This window comes from Bacillus sp. AFS017336 (assembly GCF_002555445.1).
In the GTDB taxonomy this organism is placed as follows: Bacteria; Bacillota; Bacilli; order Bacillales; family Bacillaceae_G; genus Gottfriedia.
The window spans coordinates 14,220-30,945 of the sequence record NZ_NUCO01000014.1; the positions used below are offsets into that span (position 1 = coordinate 14,220).

The 16,726-nt window shown below is 35.9% G+C and carries 26 protein-coding genes; 1 reads left to right on the plus strand and 25 read right to left on the minus strand.

Annotated elements, in window-relative coordinates; translation table 11 throughout:
• Positions 1 to 187 precede the first annotated feature (187 nt).
• Positions 188 to 646: a hypothetical protein gene (locus tag CN601_RS06805; RefSeq protein WP_098170564.1), complete on the plus strand. Its 459-nt coding sequence runs from the start codon at positions 188 to 190 to the stop codon at positions 644 to 646.
• A gap of 485 nt (positions 647 to 1,131) precedes the next feature.
• On the opposite strand, the gene CN601_RS06810 is transcribed toward CN601_RS06805, so the two are convergent.
• The 25 genes from CN601_RS06810 to CN601_RS27995 form a co-directional block, all read right to left on the minus strand.
• Entirely contained in the window at positions 1,132 to 1,455 is a 324-nt protein-coding gene (locus CN601_RS06810; protein ID WP_098170565.1) for a hypothetical protein, read from the minus strand.
• Positions 1,452 to 3,359 carry a hypothetical protein gene (locus CN601_RS06815; RefSeq protein ID WP_098170566.1) on the minus strand — a complete coding sequence of 636 codons (1,908 nt, stop codon included), beginning with the start codon at positions 3,357 to 3,359 and terminating at the stop codon, positions 1,452 to 1,454. The genes CN601_RS06810 and CN601_RS06815 overlap by 4 nt, the downstream gene beginning before the upstream one ends.
• 232 nt (positions 3,360 to 3,591) lie before the next feature.
• Entirely contained in the window at positions 3,592 to 3,999 is a 408-nt protein-coding gene (locus tag CN601_RS06825) for a phage tail fiber protein (RefSeq protein ID WP_098170568.1), read from the minus strand.
• Positions 4,000 to 4,012: 13 nt separating this feature from the next.
• Positions 4,013 to 4,645, minus strand: a complete 633-nt coding sequence (locus CN601_RS06830; protein ID WP_098170569.1) for a peptidoglycan-binding protein — start codon at positions 4,643 to 4,645, stop codon at positions 4,013 to 4,015.
• Positions 4,638 to 5,009, minus strand: a complete 372-nt coding sequence (locus tag CN601_RS06835; RefSeq protein WP_257131634.1) for a phage holin family protein — start codon at positions 5,007 to 5,009, stop codon at positions 4,638 to 4,640. The genes CN601_RS06830 and CN601_RS06835 overlap by 8 nt, the downstream gene beginning before the upstream one ends.
• Before the next feature lie 55 nt (positions 5,010 to 5,064).
• Positions 5,065 to 5,220 carry a hypothetical protein gene (locus CN601_RS26870; protein WP_179865469.1) on the minus strand — a complete coding sequence of 52 codons (156 nt, stop codon included), beginning with the start codon at positions 5,218 to 5,220 and terminating at the stop codon, positions 5,065 to 5,067.
• Between the two features lie 24 nt (positions 5,221 to 5,244).
• A complete protein-coding gene (locus CN601_RS06840) occupies positions 5,245 to 5,535 on the minus strand; it encodes a hypothetical protein (protein ID WP_098170571.1) in 291 nt (96 codons plus the stop codon).
• A gap of 8 nt (positions 5,536 to 5,543) precedes the next feature.
• Positions 5,544 to 6,278 (minus strand): hypothetical protein, encoded by a 735-nt coding sequence (locus CN601_RS06845; RefSeq protein WP_098170572.1) that lies wholly within the window; start codon positions 6,276 to 6,278, stop codon positions 5,544 to 5,546.
• Positions 6,279 to 6,293: 15 nt separating this feature from the next.
• Positions 6,294 to 6,833, minus strand: a complete 540-nt coding sequence (locus CN601_RS06850) for a putative phage tail protein (RefSeq protein WP_098170573.1) — start codon at positions 6,831 to 6,833, stop codon at positions 6,294 to 6,296.
• Positions 6,823 to 7,857: a baseplate J/gp47 family protein gene (locus tag CN601_RS06855; protein WP_098170574.1), complete on the minus strand. Its 1,035-nt coding sequence runs from the start codon at positions 7,855 to 7,857 to the stop codon at positions 6,823 to 6,825. Before CN601_RS06855 ends, CN601_RS06850 begins: the two co-directional genes overlap by 11 nt.
• Positions 7,847 to 8,275, minus strand: coding sequence for a DUF2634 domain-containing protein (locus CN601_RS06860; protein WP_098170575.1), 429 nt, complete (start codon positions 8,273 to 8,275; stop codon positions 7,847 to 7,849). The genes CN601_RS06855 and CN601_RS06860 overlap by 11 nt, the downstream gene beginning before the upstream one ends.
• The gene (locus CN601_RS06865) at positions 8,272 to 8,520 is read right to left on the minus strand and encodes a DUF2577 family protein (protein ID WP_098170576.1); all 249 of its coding nucleotides are present in this window, start codon (positions 8,518 to 8,520) and stop codon (positions 8,272 to 8,274) included. Before CN601_RS06865 ends, CN601_RS06860 begins: the two co-directional genes overlap by 4 nt.
• The gene (locus CN601_RS06870; protein ID WP_098170577.1) at positions 8,521 to 9,438 is read right to left on the minus strand and encodes an XkdQ/YqbQ family protein; all 918 of its coding nucleotides are present in this window, start codon (positions 9,436 to 9,438) and stop codon (positions 8,521 to 8,523) included.
• Positions 9,435 to 10,049 carry a LysM peptidoglycan-binding domain-containing protein gene (locus CN601_RS06875; protein WP_098170578.1) on the minus strand — a complete coding sequence of 205 codons (615 nt, stop codon included), beginning with the start codon at positions 10,047 to 10,049 and terminating at the stop codon, positions 9,435 to 9,437. Before CN601_RS06875 ends, CN601_RS06870 begins: the two co-directional genes overlap by 4 nt.
• Positions 10,049 to 11,809 (minus strand): hypothetical protein, encoded by a 1,761-nt coding sequence (locus tag CN601_RS06880; protein WP_098170579.1) that lies wholly within the window; start codon positions 11,807 to 11,809, stop codon positions 10,049 to 10,051. Before CN601_RS06880 ends, CN601_RS06875 begins: the two co-directional genes overlap by 1 nt.
• 12 nt (positions 11,810 to 11,821) lie before the next feature.
• Complete coding sequence (locus CN601_RS26875; RefSeq protein ID WP_179865466.1) at positions 11,822 to 11,980, minus strand: hypothetical protein; 159 nt, start codon at positions 11,978 to 11,980, stop codon at positions 11,822 to 11,824.
• A 20-nt stretch (positions 11,981 to 12,000) separates the two neighbouring features.
• Complete coding sequence (locus CN601_RS06890; protein WP_179865470.1) at positions 12,001 to 12,396, minus strand: phage tail assembly chaperone; 396 nt, start codon at positions 12,394 to 12,396, stop codon at positions 12,001 to 12,003.
• 40 nt (positions 12,397 to 12,436) lie between these two features.
• A complete protein-coding gene (locus CN601_RS06895) occupies positions 12,437 to 12,871 on the minus strand; it encodes a phage tail tube protein (RefSeq protein ID WP_257131639.1) in 435 nt (144 codons plus the stop codon).
• Positions 12,872 to 12,896: 25 nt separating this feature from the next.
• Positions 12,897 to 13,967, minus strand: a complete 1,071-nt coding sequence (locus CN601_RS06900; RefSeq protein ID WP_098170582.1) for a phage tail sheath subtilisin-like domain-containing protein — start codon at positions 13,965 to 13,967, stop codon at positions 12,897 to 12,899.
• Between the two features lie 2 nt (positions 13,968 to 13,969).
• Positions 13,970 to 14,383: a phage tail terminator family protein gene (locus CN601_RS06905; RefSeq protein WP_098170583.1), complete on the minus strand. Its 414-nt coding sequence runs from the start codon at positions 14,381 to 14,383 to the stop codon at positions 13,970 to 13,972.
• Positions 14,383 to 14,787, minus strand: coding sequence for an HK97 gp10 family phage protein (locus tag CN601_RS06910; RefSeq protein ID WP_098170584.1), 405 nt, complete (start codon positions 14,785 to 14,787; stop codon positions 14,383 to 14,385). Before CN601_RS06910 ends, CN601_RS06905 begins: the two co-directional genes overlap by 1 nt.
• Positions 14,787 to 15,143 (minus strand): ABC transporter ATP-binding protein, encoded by a 357-nt coding sequence (locus CN601_RS06915; RefSeq protein ID WP_098170585.1) that lies wholly within the window; start codon positions 15,141 to 15,143, stop codon positions 14,787 to 14,789. The genes CN601_RS06910 and CN601_RS06915 overlap by 1 nt, the downstream gene beginning before the upstream one ends.
• A complete protein-coding gene (locus tag CN601_RS06920; protein ID WP_098170586.1) occupies positions 15,140 to 15,472 on the minus strand; it encodes a phage head-tail connector protein in 333 nt (110 codons plus the stop codon). The genes CN601_RS06915 and CN601_RS06920 overlap by 4 nt, the downstream gene beginning before the upstream one ends.
• A gap of 4 nt (positions 15,473 to 15,476) precedes the next feature.
• Positions 15,477 to 16,526 (minus strand): minor capsid protein, encoded by a 1,050-nt coding sequence (locus CN601_RS06925; RefSeq protein ID WP_098170587.1) that lies wholly within the window; start codon positions 16,524 to 16,526, stop codon positions 15,477 to 15,479.
• Positions 16,527 to 16,528: 2 nt separating this feature from the next.
• Entirely contained in the window at positions 16,529 to 16,702 is a 174-nt protein-coding gene (locus CN601_RS27995; RefSeq protein WP_257131635.1) for a Rho termination factor N-terminal domain-containing protein, read from the minus strand.
• Positions 16,703 to 16,726 lie beyond the last annotated feature (24 nt).

A 16,726-nucleotide genomic window follows, 5' to 3' on the forward strand; every position in this document is an offset into this window, starting at 1 on the left:
GCTTTTCTAAATGGAATTACTTTGTATCATTATTGCCATTTACCTTATCTTTTGTAAACATAATTATCCTTTGTATTTGGGGATTTATCTTTTTACATAAACAAAACAAATAATATTAAATGATAGTTTAATTGCATAAGAAAAAGGATAAAATATAACCATTTAATAAACTGAACGGCGGGATTACATGCTCATATATATTTTATGGGGATTTATTTTACCTTGGCTTTTTGGGTTACTTTTAGTAATAAAAGTACCAAAAATAATGGTCATTTTTTTACCTATCTGTGTAGCTATAGCTTTCATCATAAATACTTGGGGGTTTAATTATTATTGGAGTTTAAAAATTAAAAATAATGAGTTATCCTTATCAGCATTTCCTTTCAATCTTGGACTATATCCAATTTTAGGTTGTTTATATATAATTTCTATTTATTTTAAGAAGTTAAATATTATTATTGCCATTGTTTTCTTTACATTGATAACTACATTAATTGAGTTCTGGGCTTTATGTAAAGGACAGGTGATTTATAGAAATGGGTGGACTATATATTACACAGCAATAAGTTATTTTTTTGCATATATAATTGTCTTAAGTTATTACAAATTAATACTTTATTTTGGATTATTAGATAAGCAACAATAAAATTCTTGTAAAACTAACGAACTCTAATTAAGGAAGGTGCAATATGTGTTCCAGAAAAATAAAACATGCATATAATATTAACCAATATCACCTTCATATATAAAAAAGACATCGCCCTAGAAATAGAGTGATGTCTTTTTTTATTTGTAATCATTTTGGGTGTGCATATTTATTTTAAAGTGTTCCAGAAAAATAAGACAAGCATATAATAAATTAACTCCTACTATTACAAAAGACATCCATCCGGTCATTTTGGCGATGTCTTTTTTATTTGTATCCAATAGTCGGCTATTAGCGTTCCTGGGGATAAAAATCTTTAATATGTAAATGATATTAAATAGGTGAGTAAAATGGTATATGCAGAACTTGCAGTTTGGTTAATACCTTTAGGAGTAATTATAATATTATTTTTCATTTGGATTACTGTTACAAAAAAATTAGACGAATGAAAAATAACCCTGCTACCAAACGGTAACAGGGCTTTTCTATATTAAACTTTTAATTATATTAACCGTTCCTTTTGTTACTGTTGATACATTTCCTAAGGAATCAGTTAGTTCTATTTCATGCTCATATAATCCGGTTAATGTAAGTGTATCAGCTGGATCCAATTTTATATGAATATCTGAGCCACTTAATGTTATCCCATTTGTCGTATTTTTAGTAATACTGGAACTGTTATTCATCAATATCCATTTCACTGTTGCTCCAGATAAAGGCAGCGCAACTCCGTTCTCATCCACTACTGAAACAACGATTTCCTTTGAATCACCTGCATACATACTGAAGTTTTGCTTTAAGGAAGTCAATGTATCACCCCGTTTAACTTTACCATTTGAACTCTTTCAGCTTTTAAGTTAATGATTAGTTTTCTTTTTCCTTCTAGTTGTACGATTAACTGTCTTGAACCATCTAAATATACATAGGATGAAATAACGTTATTTGGATTAAACCCCTCACCATTTATCAACATATTAGCCAATGCGGATAGACTGGTCGATCCATTGGCTAATAATGAAGGATTAACACTTATACTTGCATCCGCAGATAAATTTAAACCACTTCCTAAGATTACACTTGGTACCACATTCATTCCGGATGTAGCAGAGAGATCTAGATAAATATCCAAACCTATGATATCTGGTGTAACTGTTAGTTGGGTATCTGCTATTAATCCAATACCTCCACCAACTAGTAGCGATGGATTGACCGATATATCAGAAGCAGCAGATAAAATCGCTCCAGCATCTATCAGTATTGAAGGTACAACTGATAAATTACTGTCTGAGGAGAAAGATATTGTAGCATCGACTACTCCTCCAACTGCTATCGTTAGGGTAGTGTCTCCAGATAAAGTGATTTTTCCATCCAATATAACGCTTGGAATTGCAGTTAAAGAGCTGTCTGAGCTCATATTAATCGAACTCTCTGTAATAACACTTGAATTTAACATTAGAGAACTGACTGCAGACATAGATAAACCAGTACTTTGAATTATTCCTCCAGGCAGAGTAATACTGGAATCTCCGGAAAAATTAATCGCTCCAGATAAAGTAGTACTTGGGATAGGAGAAAAACTACTATTTGCCGATAAGGATAATGTCACATCTTGAATTGTACCGCCTCCACCTGCTGGACTATCTATTTGTAGATTATCAAATGCGGTATTTCCCACTCCTGAACCAATACCATGAGAGGTTACAGTTTGATTAACGGCACTTGTTACGGTTAGAACTTTTGTACCGTTCATATACACATCTATGGTAGAGCCAGTCAAAACTACTTTAGCCAAGGCTCCAGAAGATATTCCCGCATAACTGGCGCTACCCATTGATATGAAGTTAGTGTTTGGAATAACGTTAAATACAGATACTCCGCCAGCATCAAATTCAGCGTAGAAATAGGCTGATGTATTTCTTCTAAATACGATTTGAGCAGCGCCTGTCGATATTAAGGTTGCTTGGATAGTAACGTCGGCTTGTCCTACGTCAACAACTGCAAAAGAATCGCCGTTTGTAATTACCCCTTGACCACTAGCGTTTATTGTAGCTGAAGAAACTCCATTAGAGAAGTCCGATAAGACATAAGGGTTTCCTGTACCGTTTACGTCTGCGGTATGAGCGCTTAAACTTTTTCCGTTGGTATCTGTGAACGTGTCCTTAAATAAAGTATTTGTTATTTGGTACTCTGCAGCATCGTATAAAATATCATATCCGTTTGAGGCGGTGTTTTTTGGCGTAAACCTTATCGTCCTATTACTAACGTTATTAGTAAAATTGGCCGCTGACGAATCATTCAAACCATTAGTTATAAAATTATTATTAGGCGTGTCGTTCGGCAATGTCCCAATATCTAATTGAACAACTCCTGTTTTAAAAAGAGTTACCTCCCAATCATACGGATAATTGCCGTCGGTGAAAGTCCCGCCCTCCCACCTAATGCGGGTATAATCCGTTGTTGAAACATATCCAACCCATATGTCGGCTCGGTCACTAGCTTGTACATATAAACCTTTTTGAGATGTAAAACCAAACCCATCAAACGCAATCGACGAACTACCAAACGTTAAATATGAATTTGATCCAACGTATGCGGTATTGTAATCGGTCCCGTAAAAAGGAAAATTAAAAAGAAACGTTGGTACTTGTATAAAATCATCGTCCGCCAAACCGTTAAATATATTAGTTAGGCCCGTCCGTCCTTTAATAGCCATTTAATCACCTACAAACCATTTTAAGACGTCAGAAAAAGGTATTCCGTTTAATGTGCAAAAACTTTCTAAATCTACAATCTCAACTAAGGGTACAGGGTCAACCGTACCCACTAGATACTGGTTATTGTTTAAAGGGGAACATACAAAAGATATGTCCCCCTCCAACTCTGGTCTAAACGGATTCTGTTTTGTACCATCCCCAGTTTTATTAACCAGATAATAATTCATAAGATTAACCTAATGTAACTGAGCCTTGGCCAGTTTTGATACGGTATTGGTCACCTGAAGCAATTGTTTTTGCTGCTGATGCTGGACCATATAACAACATATTACCAGCGGATACAGCATCATTGATACCGATATGAGTAATCGTACCCCAAGAAGCAGTAGCTGCTGGGAATAGTACATCAGCACCGTTACTTAGAGCGGTTGCAATCCCAGCAGCATTTGTACCTGCCGCAAAGGTGATAGCTTGTCTTACATAACCGTTACCCACTATTTCAGCAGCAGTTGAACCTGTCTCTGTAGGGTCAGCTGTGTGTAAAGATACATAAATCGTTGTAGGTTTTGTGAAAGCAGTTGTACCAAGAACGTGGTCTAACAGTTTTGCTTGTGCATAGTTTGTTAAATTACTAGCCATTATAAATCCCCCCTTAAAATAATTTACTCCATGTTTGTTGACCCACAACGCTGTCTACAGTAAGTCCTTTACGTTTTTGGTACGCTTTTACCGCTGCCTTTGTTACTTCATCATAAACACCAGTAACTGGTACTTTCACAGCGCGCTGAATGCGTTCCACATCTTTACCTTTACTGCCTTCTTTCAAAGGTTTACCTGGATAAGGAACAATGTCCTTTTCAATGATTTCCGCTTTAATAGAAGTGTCTGGCTTTGAAGTTTTTGGTGCTACCCAATCTTTTTTCACTTCAAAGTGTGGAGTATCAGGTTGTTTCCAAGTACCACCCCATGTAATACCTAGTGTTTTTGCAATTTCACCTGCTTTTTTCAGTGTAGAAGAATCATATAAATCTTTCGGCTTATTAACAGCAATATCCCATGCTAAACGACCAGTATGGTTACTCGATCTTGTCCAAGTAACTTTTTCACCTTCTCTTGTTCTACCATAAGAGTAAAGATAATCTTGTCTTTCTTGTGAACGATATGTTTCTGTAATGAAGATATCAAGATTTGCCTTTTTACATTCTTCAAGAAACAATTTAACTGCCTTTTGTGTAACCGGTAATAGTTCCCCAATATCTCTACAAGTTTTTGTTACATCAGTCATTATGAACGTCTCCTTTATCAAATGATTTTAATTTGTCTTCTACTTGTGCAGGAAGTACCACACCAATCGCTCTTAAATTCTCTACAATGCTACCACCTTCTTTGTAAATAAAAAGGGCTAGTGTAAACCCTGTTAAATAAAAGTTTAGCCCTAATACAATATCTAGTGCTAATACAAATACAATTCCAACCAGTTCACCAATCCATCGAATAATTCCGTCTCTCATTACTCTAGATTTATACTTGGAAACACCTTTCCAAGTCTTTAATAGACCAGTTACAAAATCTAAGAACTTAACTAGAAAGTAAAATAGTAAAGCTGTTTGAATTAACTTTGGTAATAACGAAATAACATCTATATTCATTACTCCATCTCCTTTGGGCATAAAAAAATACACCTAGTATTTAGGTGCCTGAAGATTACTCTGCATTTAGTTGTTGTGTTAACTCGTCATATTCTATTTGAGTAATTCGATTATTCAATAAGAAAATATCTAACTTTGTTTGCATATCCTCTTTACTAGAATAAGATTCACGATCAATCATTGATTTACAAGCTTTATAAGTTAATGACATATCCATTCCTCCAAGTATCGTTATTTATAGTCCTAGTTCAACTAGTGATAAACGAAAGTCTACATCTACTAGATAATCCATTTGTTCATTTAATCTTTCGATTTCAGTTGGTGGAATCGTCGCATTTCGAATTACATCAATTTCTTCTTGTGATAACCCTTCAACCCATTTTTTAGTAACAGCATCATATTTAATCTTATAAAAACCTATTGGTTCTGGCATGTCGATACAGTCACTTGGTAAATTTGCTTCGTCTTCAAGTATTACATCTTCTACATAGAAACCTTCTAAATCAATTCTATAAACTCGTTTCATATGGTCTCCTAACTAAGTGCTATTGGAGGAATATTATCCAATGATAATAAACCATTACCGCCACTTTGGAATTTTATTTCACCAAGTGTAGTAATTAGCACCCTTCCTAAAACATCCGATGTTCCGCTTTTACAAATAACAGAGTAATCTCTATTGTGAGTTGGACGGAAACCCACAGGTAATGTTGCTAAAAGAGTATCATTGGTGACTACTCCGTCTTTCATTTTCCCTCTAAGCTCGACTTCTCCATTTGTATTCAATCTGTATGATGGATTAGGGTAAGATCCACCAAAAGCAACCCAAGAGTTTTGAAGTGTTAAATTTGTCCATGATGTAGATTGGTCAACTGCAATCTTTTTCCAACCCTTCCAAGTTCCTATGTCACAATAATTTGTGTATACACTATTATTCGTATCGAACGCAATGACCCAACCGGTATTAGATGCAGTAAAATGTGCTGTACCTCTAATACTAGCTCCAGATGCAGGGTTATTTACTGCACCTAAGATATTATAAAAGGTGTGTATCCCCTTACCCTGTGCTAAAAGAAGTGCCAAAATATCATCAGAAGTGTTGGGAGCATTTATTTTTACTCCGCCAGTATCATCAGTTATTTTCATCATTTGTACTTTATTTAGCATTCCAGATTCAATTAAATCCAATATATTGTTAAAGTTTGTTCGGTTAAAGTATTCTGTCCCCAAAGGTTTAGGAATGCCGAAAATTGGTGTATTTGTAGGCATATTTTATCTCCTTTCTTATAGTAATGTTTCAAATTGATCCCAAGTTAAACCAAGTGCATCAATCTGATTCCAAGTATAATTTACTAAGTCAATCTTATTCCAGGTCCTGTACGCATAAACATAGATCACATTCAAATGAGCTGGTTTCAATTGATTAATTGCCTCTTGTAGGTCTCCCATATTCGGAGGAGTACCATTGACTGCAGTAAACTTAATTTCAAATTCATAAGTCGATGCTTTTTCAGTTACTTGAACATTCCCGTTTGTAAATGCATCCGCAGTTCTTTTTATCTGAGCTACATTTACGACTCCTATCCCCCTTATTTTTGCTTTAACTGTCGATTGACGATCTGCTAGAGGGATATTAGGTCTAATAGGTAGACCAAACATCGTTTCCCACCTAGCAATCTCTGTATCAGTTGTATCAATAAACATCTGATTAACAGTAGATTCTAAATTAGCTTGTAAAATATCAATTTCACTTTCTTCTGCTGCCCATAGGGCTAACATAGTCCCGTTATTTTCATAGAATTGAGGAAAATCATCACGTAGCATTGACTGTACCCACCACCGCAACTTGAGTATTTGAGACTGACACGTTTGCAGTTCCACTGTTTAAAGTTAATGATCGATAATCAATTACTCCAGGAGTCGCTAATATTTTCGAACCTATTATTGCATAGCTTATAGAACTTGTTTTCAAAGCAACAGATTTTAGGTAATCCGTTAACGAACTAATAAGGTTTGTTTGTACCTGAGCTAATGTATAGCCATTAGCTAAATCAACGTCTACTGATACGTTAATCGCAAGCTCTGTTGCACTAACATACGTAACTGTTGCTCCAATTGGTCTTTTAGCTTCTACATTGGCTTGTACTGCAGAGATAAGAGTGCCATCGGCTGCTCTCATATTCGAATTAACAAGAACACACTTTACTGTACCGTTCCCGTTCCAAATCGGTATTACTGTTACAGCCCCTACCCCAGTTACTTCAGTACACCATTTTGTATAGTCTGCTATGTTTCCGCTTGCTGAAGGTAACTGGATTTGCGCAAAACAACGCGCTCTTAATGAGTCGTCTGATTCATCATCAGTTCCGTTTGTAACAGCTGAAGTGTTAGTAATTGAAGTAACACCGCTGATACTATTTACCGCATTAACAATTGTATTTGCAGGGACGTTTCCAATCGTACCCGCGACCTCACATGTTACTGAAACTGAAGCTGTCCCACTTGAAATTGTTACATCTGACGTTGATGCAAAGTAGGTGTCATTTGCATAAAACCTTGTACCAGCAGGTATAACAGTGCCATTCGTACCTGAAATCATTAAGTTAGTCGTGGCCAAGGTTCCAGTTTTACGATAAATACCAAATTCCCCTGCTCTTTTGTCTAAATAATCTCCTGTAGCAGTATCAAGGAAAACTTGATCTAAGAAGTTATCGGTTTCGATTGAATTGTCTTCAATAGCATTTGCTACCGCTACTACTGCATCATAAATAATGCTGCCTTCACTCTTGTCATAATCATTTGAAATTGCTGCAAACATTCGTGCCATGATATCTTCTTTAAGTTGCAACTAAACTCACCTCCGTATCACCGTAAATCGTTCCTAACGTGAAAGATATATTCACTACATCATCTTCTGCAGTTATGCTTGTATCTGTTATGTCTGTGATGTACGGATTAACTAATAAAGCTTCTTTTATCATTCGCTCAGTTTCTATTTCCACTGCTTCGTTTGAAAAACCACTACCAATTAAACTATTAAGTTCTGACCCATAGTCCCATGAATAAACAGTGTATTTAAAACGCTCAGTGATTAGCGCCTTATATGCCCATATTTTAATAGCTTCTTCTCCCTCAACTAAATATGGTTTTCCATTATTCAATTTAAAATCATTTAAATCAAAATCCCATGCCCATTCTTTATAAAGAGGAAGCTCTTCAGTGCTAATAATGTTTTCTGTATCATCTACAAATGGAAATATACTCATGTAGCTTCCTCCACTTTAGCGACTACAATAAAAAAAGCACCCTGTTTTATTAGGAGTACTTCGTCACCAGTAGTAAGTCCACTTTTAGCACTTGTCGCTATTTTTAATTCTTCTTTATCTAAATCAATGTCATTTGTTCTAACCAATAAAGGTGAAGTTGAAGTCACTTCTCCGCTAAAAACAAAGTTCATATTTGTTTGTTTACTAACTTCTTGAATGAAATTAATTAATCCTGGGAAACTCATTTAAGATTCCTCCAGTATGTTTTTAAAATTCAGTTGAAGGGACATAGTATAATTACCATTTTCAACTGTATGTGTATCTTCTTCAATATAAAATATACCTTTTAGACCTGTCTTGGTGTCTTTAATTGTTATAGCCCTTCCGCTTATACAACTTACATTACCTAAACCTTCCACATTAGCTTCTCGATCTAACCCGTGTAACATAGCTTTGGCTTCAGTAGTAGAATTTTTCCCTTTTTCTTTTTCGTATACTTGCTGAAAAGTGCCCCAAGTTGATAGTCCATCTCCTGTTACTTGCCCGATTTTCTTCCCCTTATCATCAACAATAATTACCTTATTTACTACATTCTCTATCGTTTCTGAAAAAGTAGAATCGGTAAGGTTCCTACCCTCTGCTAATTCAAAGTTTTTAATGATTGAACCTGCAATAACTATATTCAACTTCCCTTTTTGAATAACAGGTTGGTACACTTTCCCTGTTTTTTTCTTAACTTCTTTACAAGCAGAAATGATTATCTGATACAAGTTCACGTTTATCATTGGTTCCAATTTAATACTTGCATTGCCGTCTGCAATAGAACCTACTGGCACACCGACATCGCCACATGATTTTCTGACCACCGTAGAAAATGTAGATGTTTTAAAGTTAAATGATCCATCGCTTTTTAACAGATAAATCAATGAATCGTACCCTAAAATAGCTACTTCATTAGATTGGCGACTTTTCTCTTTTCTAAATACAAATCCCTCAAACAATGTAGTATCGCCCTCTTTTAGTAAAAGAGTATTCCCTTGGCTAATGCTATATAGGAAATTTGAGGGTATAGAGAATTCCAATTGTCTAGCAGCGCTGTACTTTGAACCGCTCCAAGTCAGTCTTGTATATTTAATTTCTTGTTTCCCAATATATATTTTCATGGCAACCTCAACACCTTGCCAATTTGGAGCTTTCTAGGGTTTTTAACACCGTTAAGGGAAGCAATGCTTTTCCACTTATATGGGTCTCCATAATATTTCCTAGCAAGGTCCCACAATGTGTCCCCTTTTTTAACTGTGTATGTTTTAGGTCTTGATGGTGAACTAGATGGCCGAGGTTTAGAACTGCTTTTAGTGGACGTTTTAATTACAGGCACTCTATACTCTACAAGCTGTATCTCATATTCGATATCTCTACTTGAACCATCTTTCTCTCCATATACAAAGCTTTCAATTAGGAATGTACGATTAATGTTTGTACTTGTAACCATGAAACGAATTGGAGTTCCTTTTTCTGACCAGTTTTCAAATCGCGTTGCAAGATCATAAGGCTTTGTTAGAGTCTTTACACGGACCCACGGATACTTAATAGATGGGAAAATGGATTTAAAACCCAGCCGCGCTAATTTAGTATCACCAGGTCTTGCATACTCGCCAAAGTCTGCAATATTTAAAATATTTATGTTCTTACCTGTTTCGTTCATAAAATTAGGAGGGGGTACTGGTAATTGGACTTTTGTTTTAGCTTTATCATCAATAAACCAAAATTCCATTAGTCATTCGCACCTCCAAATGAAACATTATGTTTTACAAGATTCTTTAAGAATTTATTGCCGATTTTATCAATATCAGCTTCTTCTCTAACAACAGTGCCATACATGTTAACTACAACACCTGAAGACTTTGGAGAGAACTTATCTCTGGTCACTTCTCGTTGTGTTTTAACTTCTTCACCTCTATGAAGTAAGGTCGGAGTATTATCGCGTTGAACAATACCACCAATAGCTCTAGCTTGACGGTGCATTCTCTGGGAATCTTTTATGTGTTGGTCTTTAAGCTTTTGCTTATCGTAAGCTTGTAGTCCTCCGCCTAAAACCTTGGCCACAACATTATCACTTTTCCCTGTCCATTCAGATAGCTGTCCCAACTGTTTTAATCCAGGTATATTAGTCAACTTGTTTCCGATGCCTTGGAGTATTCCATCAAGGATTGCTTTGCCTATCCCAGCTCCTGCTGAAACAAAATCTCCTGTGTGTGCTTGAAGAACGCCAATAATGTATTCTGTGAAAGTGTCCATTGTTGCAGTAATTGCAGCTTGATTTGTTGAAACAAAACTATTCAAGGCCTCTAACCCTTTTCCAAGCCATTCGTTTACTGCGTCACCAAAGCTCTTTTTACCTGATAACAAGTCGTCTACTGTTTTACTAAATGAGGTAAATATACTGTCTAATTTTTTCCCGATTTTTGGAGCATTTTTAATCAAACCATCTAACGCTCTATCTGCTACTTTAGAAATACTAAGACTTAATTTACCAAATAACTTGGAGATTTTTTCAATTCCTCCGTTATTCATTTTCGCATTAAACTTATCAATCATTCTTGTCACATTTGGCAGTGCTGCTTCACCTATTTTCCTTAGTACAGTTTGTATATTTTCCATAGATGATAAGTACTTACCATATGAAGTTGATTCCATCGCATGGACAAAGTTTTTATCGTACCCAGTACTTTTCATTGAGTCGTTAAAAAGTTTAATAAAACCGTCTAGATTATTACCTTTAGTTATAGGGTTTTTATCTGCATAGGTAGCTAATTTGTCAGCAACTGCTTTTGGTATCTTTTCAAATCGCATATATAGCGACTTTGCATCTCCGCCTAACAATTCCTGAATAGCAACCTTTGCACCACTCATCCCCTGCATGGGATCTGTATAAGCCAGTAATTGAGCCATATCCGTCAATTGTTTTGTTTGATTATCTTTCTTAGCATAACTAAGCATCCCCGCAAAAGTATCATATATTTCCTTTTGACTAAACATGGAAGTTAATGACGTTTGTTGAGCAAGGTTCATGATATTCTTTCCGTTTAAACCTCTATTTTTTGCTACATACTCCAGTTGCTTTTTAGTTAAATCAAACTCAAGAGCTTGACCAACAGTACTTTTCACAGCATTTTGTGCAGCATACCCTGTAGCAGCTGCAACAAGCATTCCGTTCAAAGAAAAAAGTTTTTTACCAATTGAGGTAATTGGTTTAGTAGCAAGGTCCGTTACTTTAATCGCAATATTTACACCTTTCCTTAAACCACCTAACACTTTTTCAGTAGTTGACACTTGTCTCTGAAGCCTTGTTAGATCTCTTTCAGCGTTGCTTACAGTTCTAGTAACATTTAAAGTCTCGTTTAATTTACCAAACATCTTAGCTAATTCCTGAGTTTGTTTTTCGAGTGCTTTCTCAACGCGGATTATATTATCCATAGGTCTACTAGCATCATCGATTATTTCTATGACGGCACCAAGTCTTTCGTCTGACACTTAAACCACCTCCTATACTGGAATAACTGGAAAGGCTCCGCCACTAAGCGATTGGTTTCGCTCCTCGATTTCAAGTTCATAAAAGGCTCGAATGATTTGCCATTCACCATCTTTTACTCGTTTGAACACAGAAGGGAATATGCCTTTTGTTTTCCAGTAATAGTACATCATTTCATGGTAACCGCATTCTTTTACTTTTTTTTAATTTCTTCCACCGCCGTATCTTGGATGCCGCTTAATTCAAGAATCTTTCCATAAATTTGAGTGATTTCACCTGCAGTTAATAACTTAAGAACTACTTCATATGGAGTAACGCATTTAAATTTCTCTACCAACTTTTGGTCCTTTAGAGATGGGTCTACTACACCATTTAATACTACTTGAAGTTGATATTCTTGGTTGTTTACGGTTCCGTCCTCATCTGAACACATATCTGTAATTTCGAATAATTTTTCTCGTTTGATAGCTTGCAATGTAAAAAGTACATCTTGGTTAGTAACATCAGAAAGTCGCTTAATACGAACTTTCGTTTCCGGAACCTTTAAATCGTCACTATCTAAAGATAATAAGATATCAGTAATATTCATGATTTCCTCCATATTAAAAAGGGAGCATACGCCCCCTTAGTTATTTACTTTCCTTAATGACATCTAAAAATGAGTGATCTTCAAATACAAAAGGCATTTCAGATTGTACTAGTTTACTAGCTTCCCAGTCCGCTAACGGGATACTTGTAAATATACAATTATAAAGAGCTACTCGTTCTGCTCCATATGCAGCAGGATCTGCTAACTTGGATACAATTGTAAAGTATGGAATTTTCCTAGCTTTAATCCCGTCAGATATTTTCTTCACCAATTTAGAATTTACTTTGTTAAAACGAATAGAGCCTTTATAGTCTACTCCAGTAAACTTTTTACCTTTTCCACTTGCAACTCCACACATTGGCACGTCTTCTAGGACAATGTCTCCATTTGCCTGTAGTCCGTAAACTTCGCCAAACTTTTCACCGTCTACCCAAGCTTCGCCCCATGTACCGGATATAGCTTTTTCAGAAATCATCTTTTCCACCTAAATCACCTCCTGATTAAATTGCTACAGCTAGATTAAATGTCTCCATTGCATCAAGTACTGTAATCGTCATCTTAATGAAGACTTGATCTCCTGTTTCCGACTCTTTAATTTCTTGTTCTGACATAGATGAAGTGTCTATCCCTTGTGCAGTTAAATAAGTTGTTTGTGCTTGCAAATCAATTTCAACAGTATTTTTACCTGGAGAAAGTAATAGTTCTGTTTCTAGCCCTTGTAAATAACTTCCGATAGCAACAACCAACTGCAACTTATTTTCATAGCCATTTGCTACTTTACCGATGTAATTGTCTTCTATGTTTTTTCGAATATCATTTGCAATTAGATCTAACGTTTCTACAATCTTAACTTTTTGAAACTTAGCACCTTTTGTAGGAGTTAGTGTTTTTAGAGATGTTACTCCTCTTGCTACTTTGACCTTTTCACCATCATGGAAAAGAATAATCTCTCCATTATCGATTCTTGTGTTCATTTGGGTTTTAGTTTGGGATTCTACACTTTTCACATCTAGTAATGGAACATAAGTAATCGATTTAGATAATGGTGTACCAGCAATTAGACCTGCCATACGTGCACAGAATGAAGCTGTTGATGGTGTTGTTGAGTCATTCATTGTAATTGATGCTGTAGTAAAGTTGTAAATATACTCCTTATCAGCAGCATTATTTGCAGATACGAAGCGAATCAATTTGTTGTTTGTTCTTTGTGTAGCAACCCATGTGTTAATTGTTGCTAAGTCTCCAGACACTGCTGTTGGGATTACTAAGTAATCGAATTTGACTGTTTCTGCCCACGCTAATGAAGCAGACCAATCGGACTCTGTAGCACTATTTCCCACCCGAACTAATAATTTTAGAGGAGCATTTTCTCCTCCTACAAATGCTTGTTGTAGGTAAGTTTTGTTTGCTGTGCTTAATCCCGACGGTATTTGAGAAGCATCTGACAAAGTATAGACTCCTGCTTGTCCTGCTGCGTCTTTCAGTAAAACGGCTAATATGCCACGTTCGCTTCGCTTAAATGCCGTTGAAGCTAATTGACTAAATGTAATATAAACCTCTGGTAATGGCATTCTTAGACCTCCTTGTTAAAGTTGATTTCCTTGATGACAGGTCCTTCTTTTTCTTTTAGAATCTCGACTACATCTATATCAAACATAAAATGTAAATCTCCATCTACAATTTGATATCGATGTTTCCTTGGCATAAATACACCTTGAGTCGTTCTAACTAATTGAAACAGATCACCTAAATCATCAGCCATCTTGTAATTTTCTAAATTCGAATCATCCCCACCAAAATAAGTGATATCTATGATTAATGATTTCTCTCTTCTGTACCTACCAGTGAATTCATTTGCAACTGGTAAAATGCGTACAAAAAAAGCAGGTTTACTAAATCCCTGCTGAATCTTTTCATCATATATTTTGTGTGCAGGAAAGTTCAGCCTTAAAACGCTGATTATTGCGTCTAAAATTGCTTCAAACATTATAAGCCCAGCCTCCTCCATAAATCATGTACACGAGCTGGCATTGCTCTTTCAAGTTCTTTTAAACTGACTGTTAACATGTATCTACCTTCAACGAATCCTCCACCACCTCTTGTTCTATGGCCATATTCAACGTGGATTCCGTATTCAACAGGATTAGATACTTCGATTTGGACATTACTACCAACTCGTTTCAAATCAGATATTTGCCAACCTCTTCGTAAAGTCCCGCCTACACGACCACTACTTGGAGGATACACTCCGACTGGAGTCTTTTCTTTCGTTCTTGCTAATAGATCCATTGCAAGTTCTTTTAAAAAGACGTCTAATTCATGAGGCAATTCTCTATTAATCTTTTCAAGTTTACTTCTAAATTCACCGAATCCGAATACTTTCATTCCCATTAAGCTTCGTCCTTACGATGGACAGTTACCACTTGATGAGACGGGTATTTAAATGGCTCACCTGCAATTAATTCGAATTGTTGATTCATAGAAGTAGTTACTCTAATTTCATCCCCCGTTTTAAGATCGTAACTAGGACTCAAAAAAAGAATAAATGTATAATCGATTTGATTTTGTTCTTCGGTTTGATTAGTGTTAAGCCTTGTTGTATTGGCTGGCTTACTCAATGCGCATTTAATACTTGAATAGAGTTGTTGAGGAACAAACGAATCTCGATTGTTTACGACCGTTTCTACATCTCTCCATACATCGCATTTATCCCAGTAAGTACTTTCAAGAGCTTCCATTTCATTCATTGGAACTTCACTCGCCTAAATTTATTTAATTGAGATTTTACATCGTCTAAGATAACAGATCCGCTTGAATCGCTATTACTTGTACCGTATTCGATTACAGTATCTCCTCTTGTAATTTTCTTAACTGGTCCATTTCCTTCAGATGCAATTAAGTTTTTCATGATTGCTACTACTTTCTCAACCACAATTGACTCGAGCTCTTCAGGTAGCTCAGTAATATTACAATAGTTTAATATCTTTTGAGTTACTGATTCGATATAGAAGTTTATAATAGCGTTCTTACTGCTATCACTAACGCCTAATAAGATTTTAACTAATTCAGATATCATTACTTCACTCCTTTACATGAGTGTTGTACCATTCTTCGTATTTCATACTAGCTGGTACTTCGTATGTTTTACCATTTAAGTCCCTCGCAATACGAGTACGATCTTCATCGTGCCATCTAGTAACAGGAATAGTGGTTGTTCTACATCTAGGATGGAATGGGGGATAGTTTGAACCTACCATTCTATCAGTTACATTGTAGATTTTTCCATCTTGCTTTTGACAGATTTGACTAGTTCGATTATCTAACGTAGCCAATATTTCGTACTGGTCAATGACTCCACTGCTCTCATAAGCCTTAGCAGAAGCTTCTTCGATAATATAAGCTGATTCAGTTTGAACAACCACTGCTGCTTGTTTAACACTAACGTCCATACGTTTTGCTACGACTGCTGATGTCTTACGAAGGTCTTTACCTTGAATCATACTCTGAGTTAAGTCTTCTCTCAGTACCTGGACCAATCTATCCCTATTGTTCCATATCCTTGAAGAAAAATTAGCGCCACTCCATGGATGATCTAAGGTGCTTCTAATCAATTTATCATTGACAGGTGCAAACGCTCCGCCTACTTCTATGCCTTGGAATAAATCAAACATCGTCTTATGATATGACTCTTTGTATAAAATCTTTAAATGGGCTTCTGTACGTTGTTTTTCTTCCAACGATAATTTACCCAAGATTACATTTATCTTCGCAATCATGCCATCTAGGCGATTTATACGACTACGGATTGATAAAGCATTTAAATCCTTGAGTACATCATTGGCCTGCTTATCATTATTGTTGTCTAATAAGCTTTGGATTTCTCCAAGATAATCAGTGATATCTCTTTTCCATACCCTGTAATCGTCTCCAGTAAGCATTTTAATAGCTTCTTTATAGGGTACGTTATTTTCGATTGAGTATTTTGAGAAGAAATAGGCAATTTCTTTCTGCATTTCCATTAATGCAGTAGTGTAATGTCCTCTTAAATCATTCTCAAAGTTATCCACACCTGTGTATAACTCATTTAATCGTTCTTCAGTACGTTGTTGCCAATACTTATCACTTCTCATGGTTACAGCTCATTTAAAGCTTGAATGAGTTCATCCTTTTTCATATCCTGATATCCTTCGATTTCCTTTTCCTTGGCCAATTCTTTTAATTCAGCCACTTTCAAAGTATCTAATTTAGGTTTGTTCTCTTCTTTAGCTTGCTCTCTTCGATAACGTTCAAATGCTGTTAAACTCACGGAAATTACCTCCTATAAAATAAA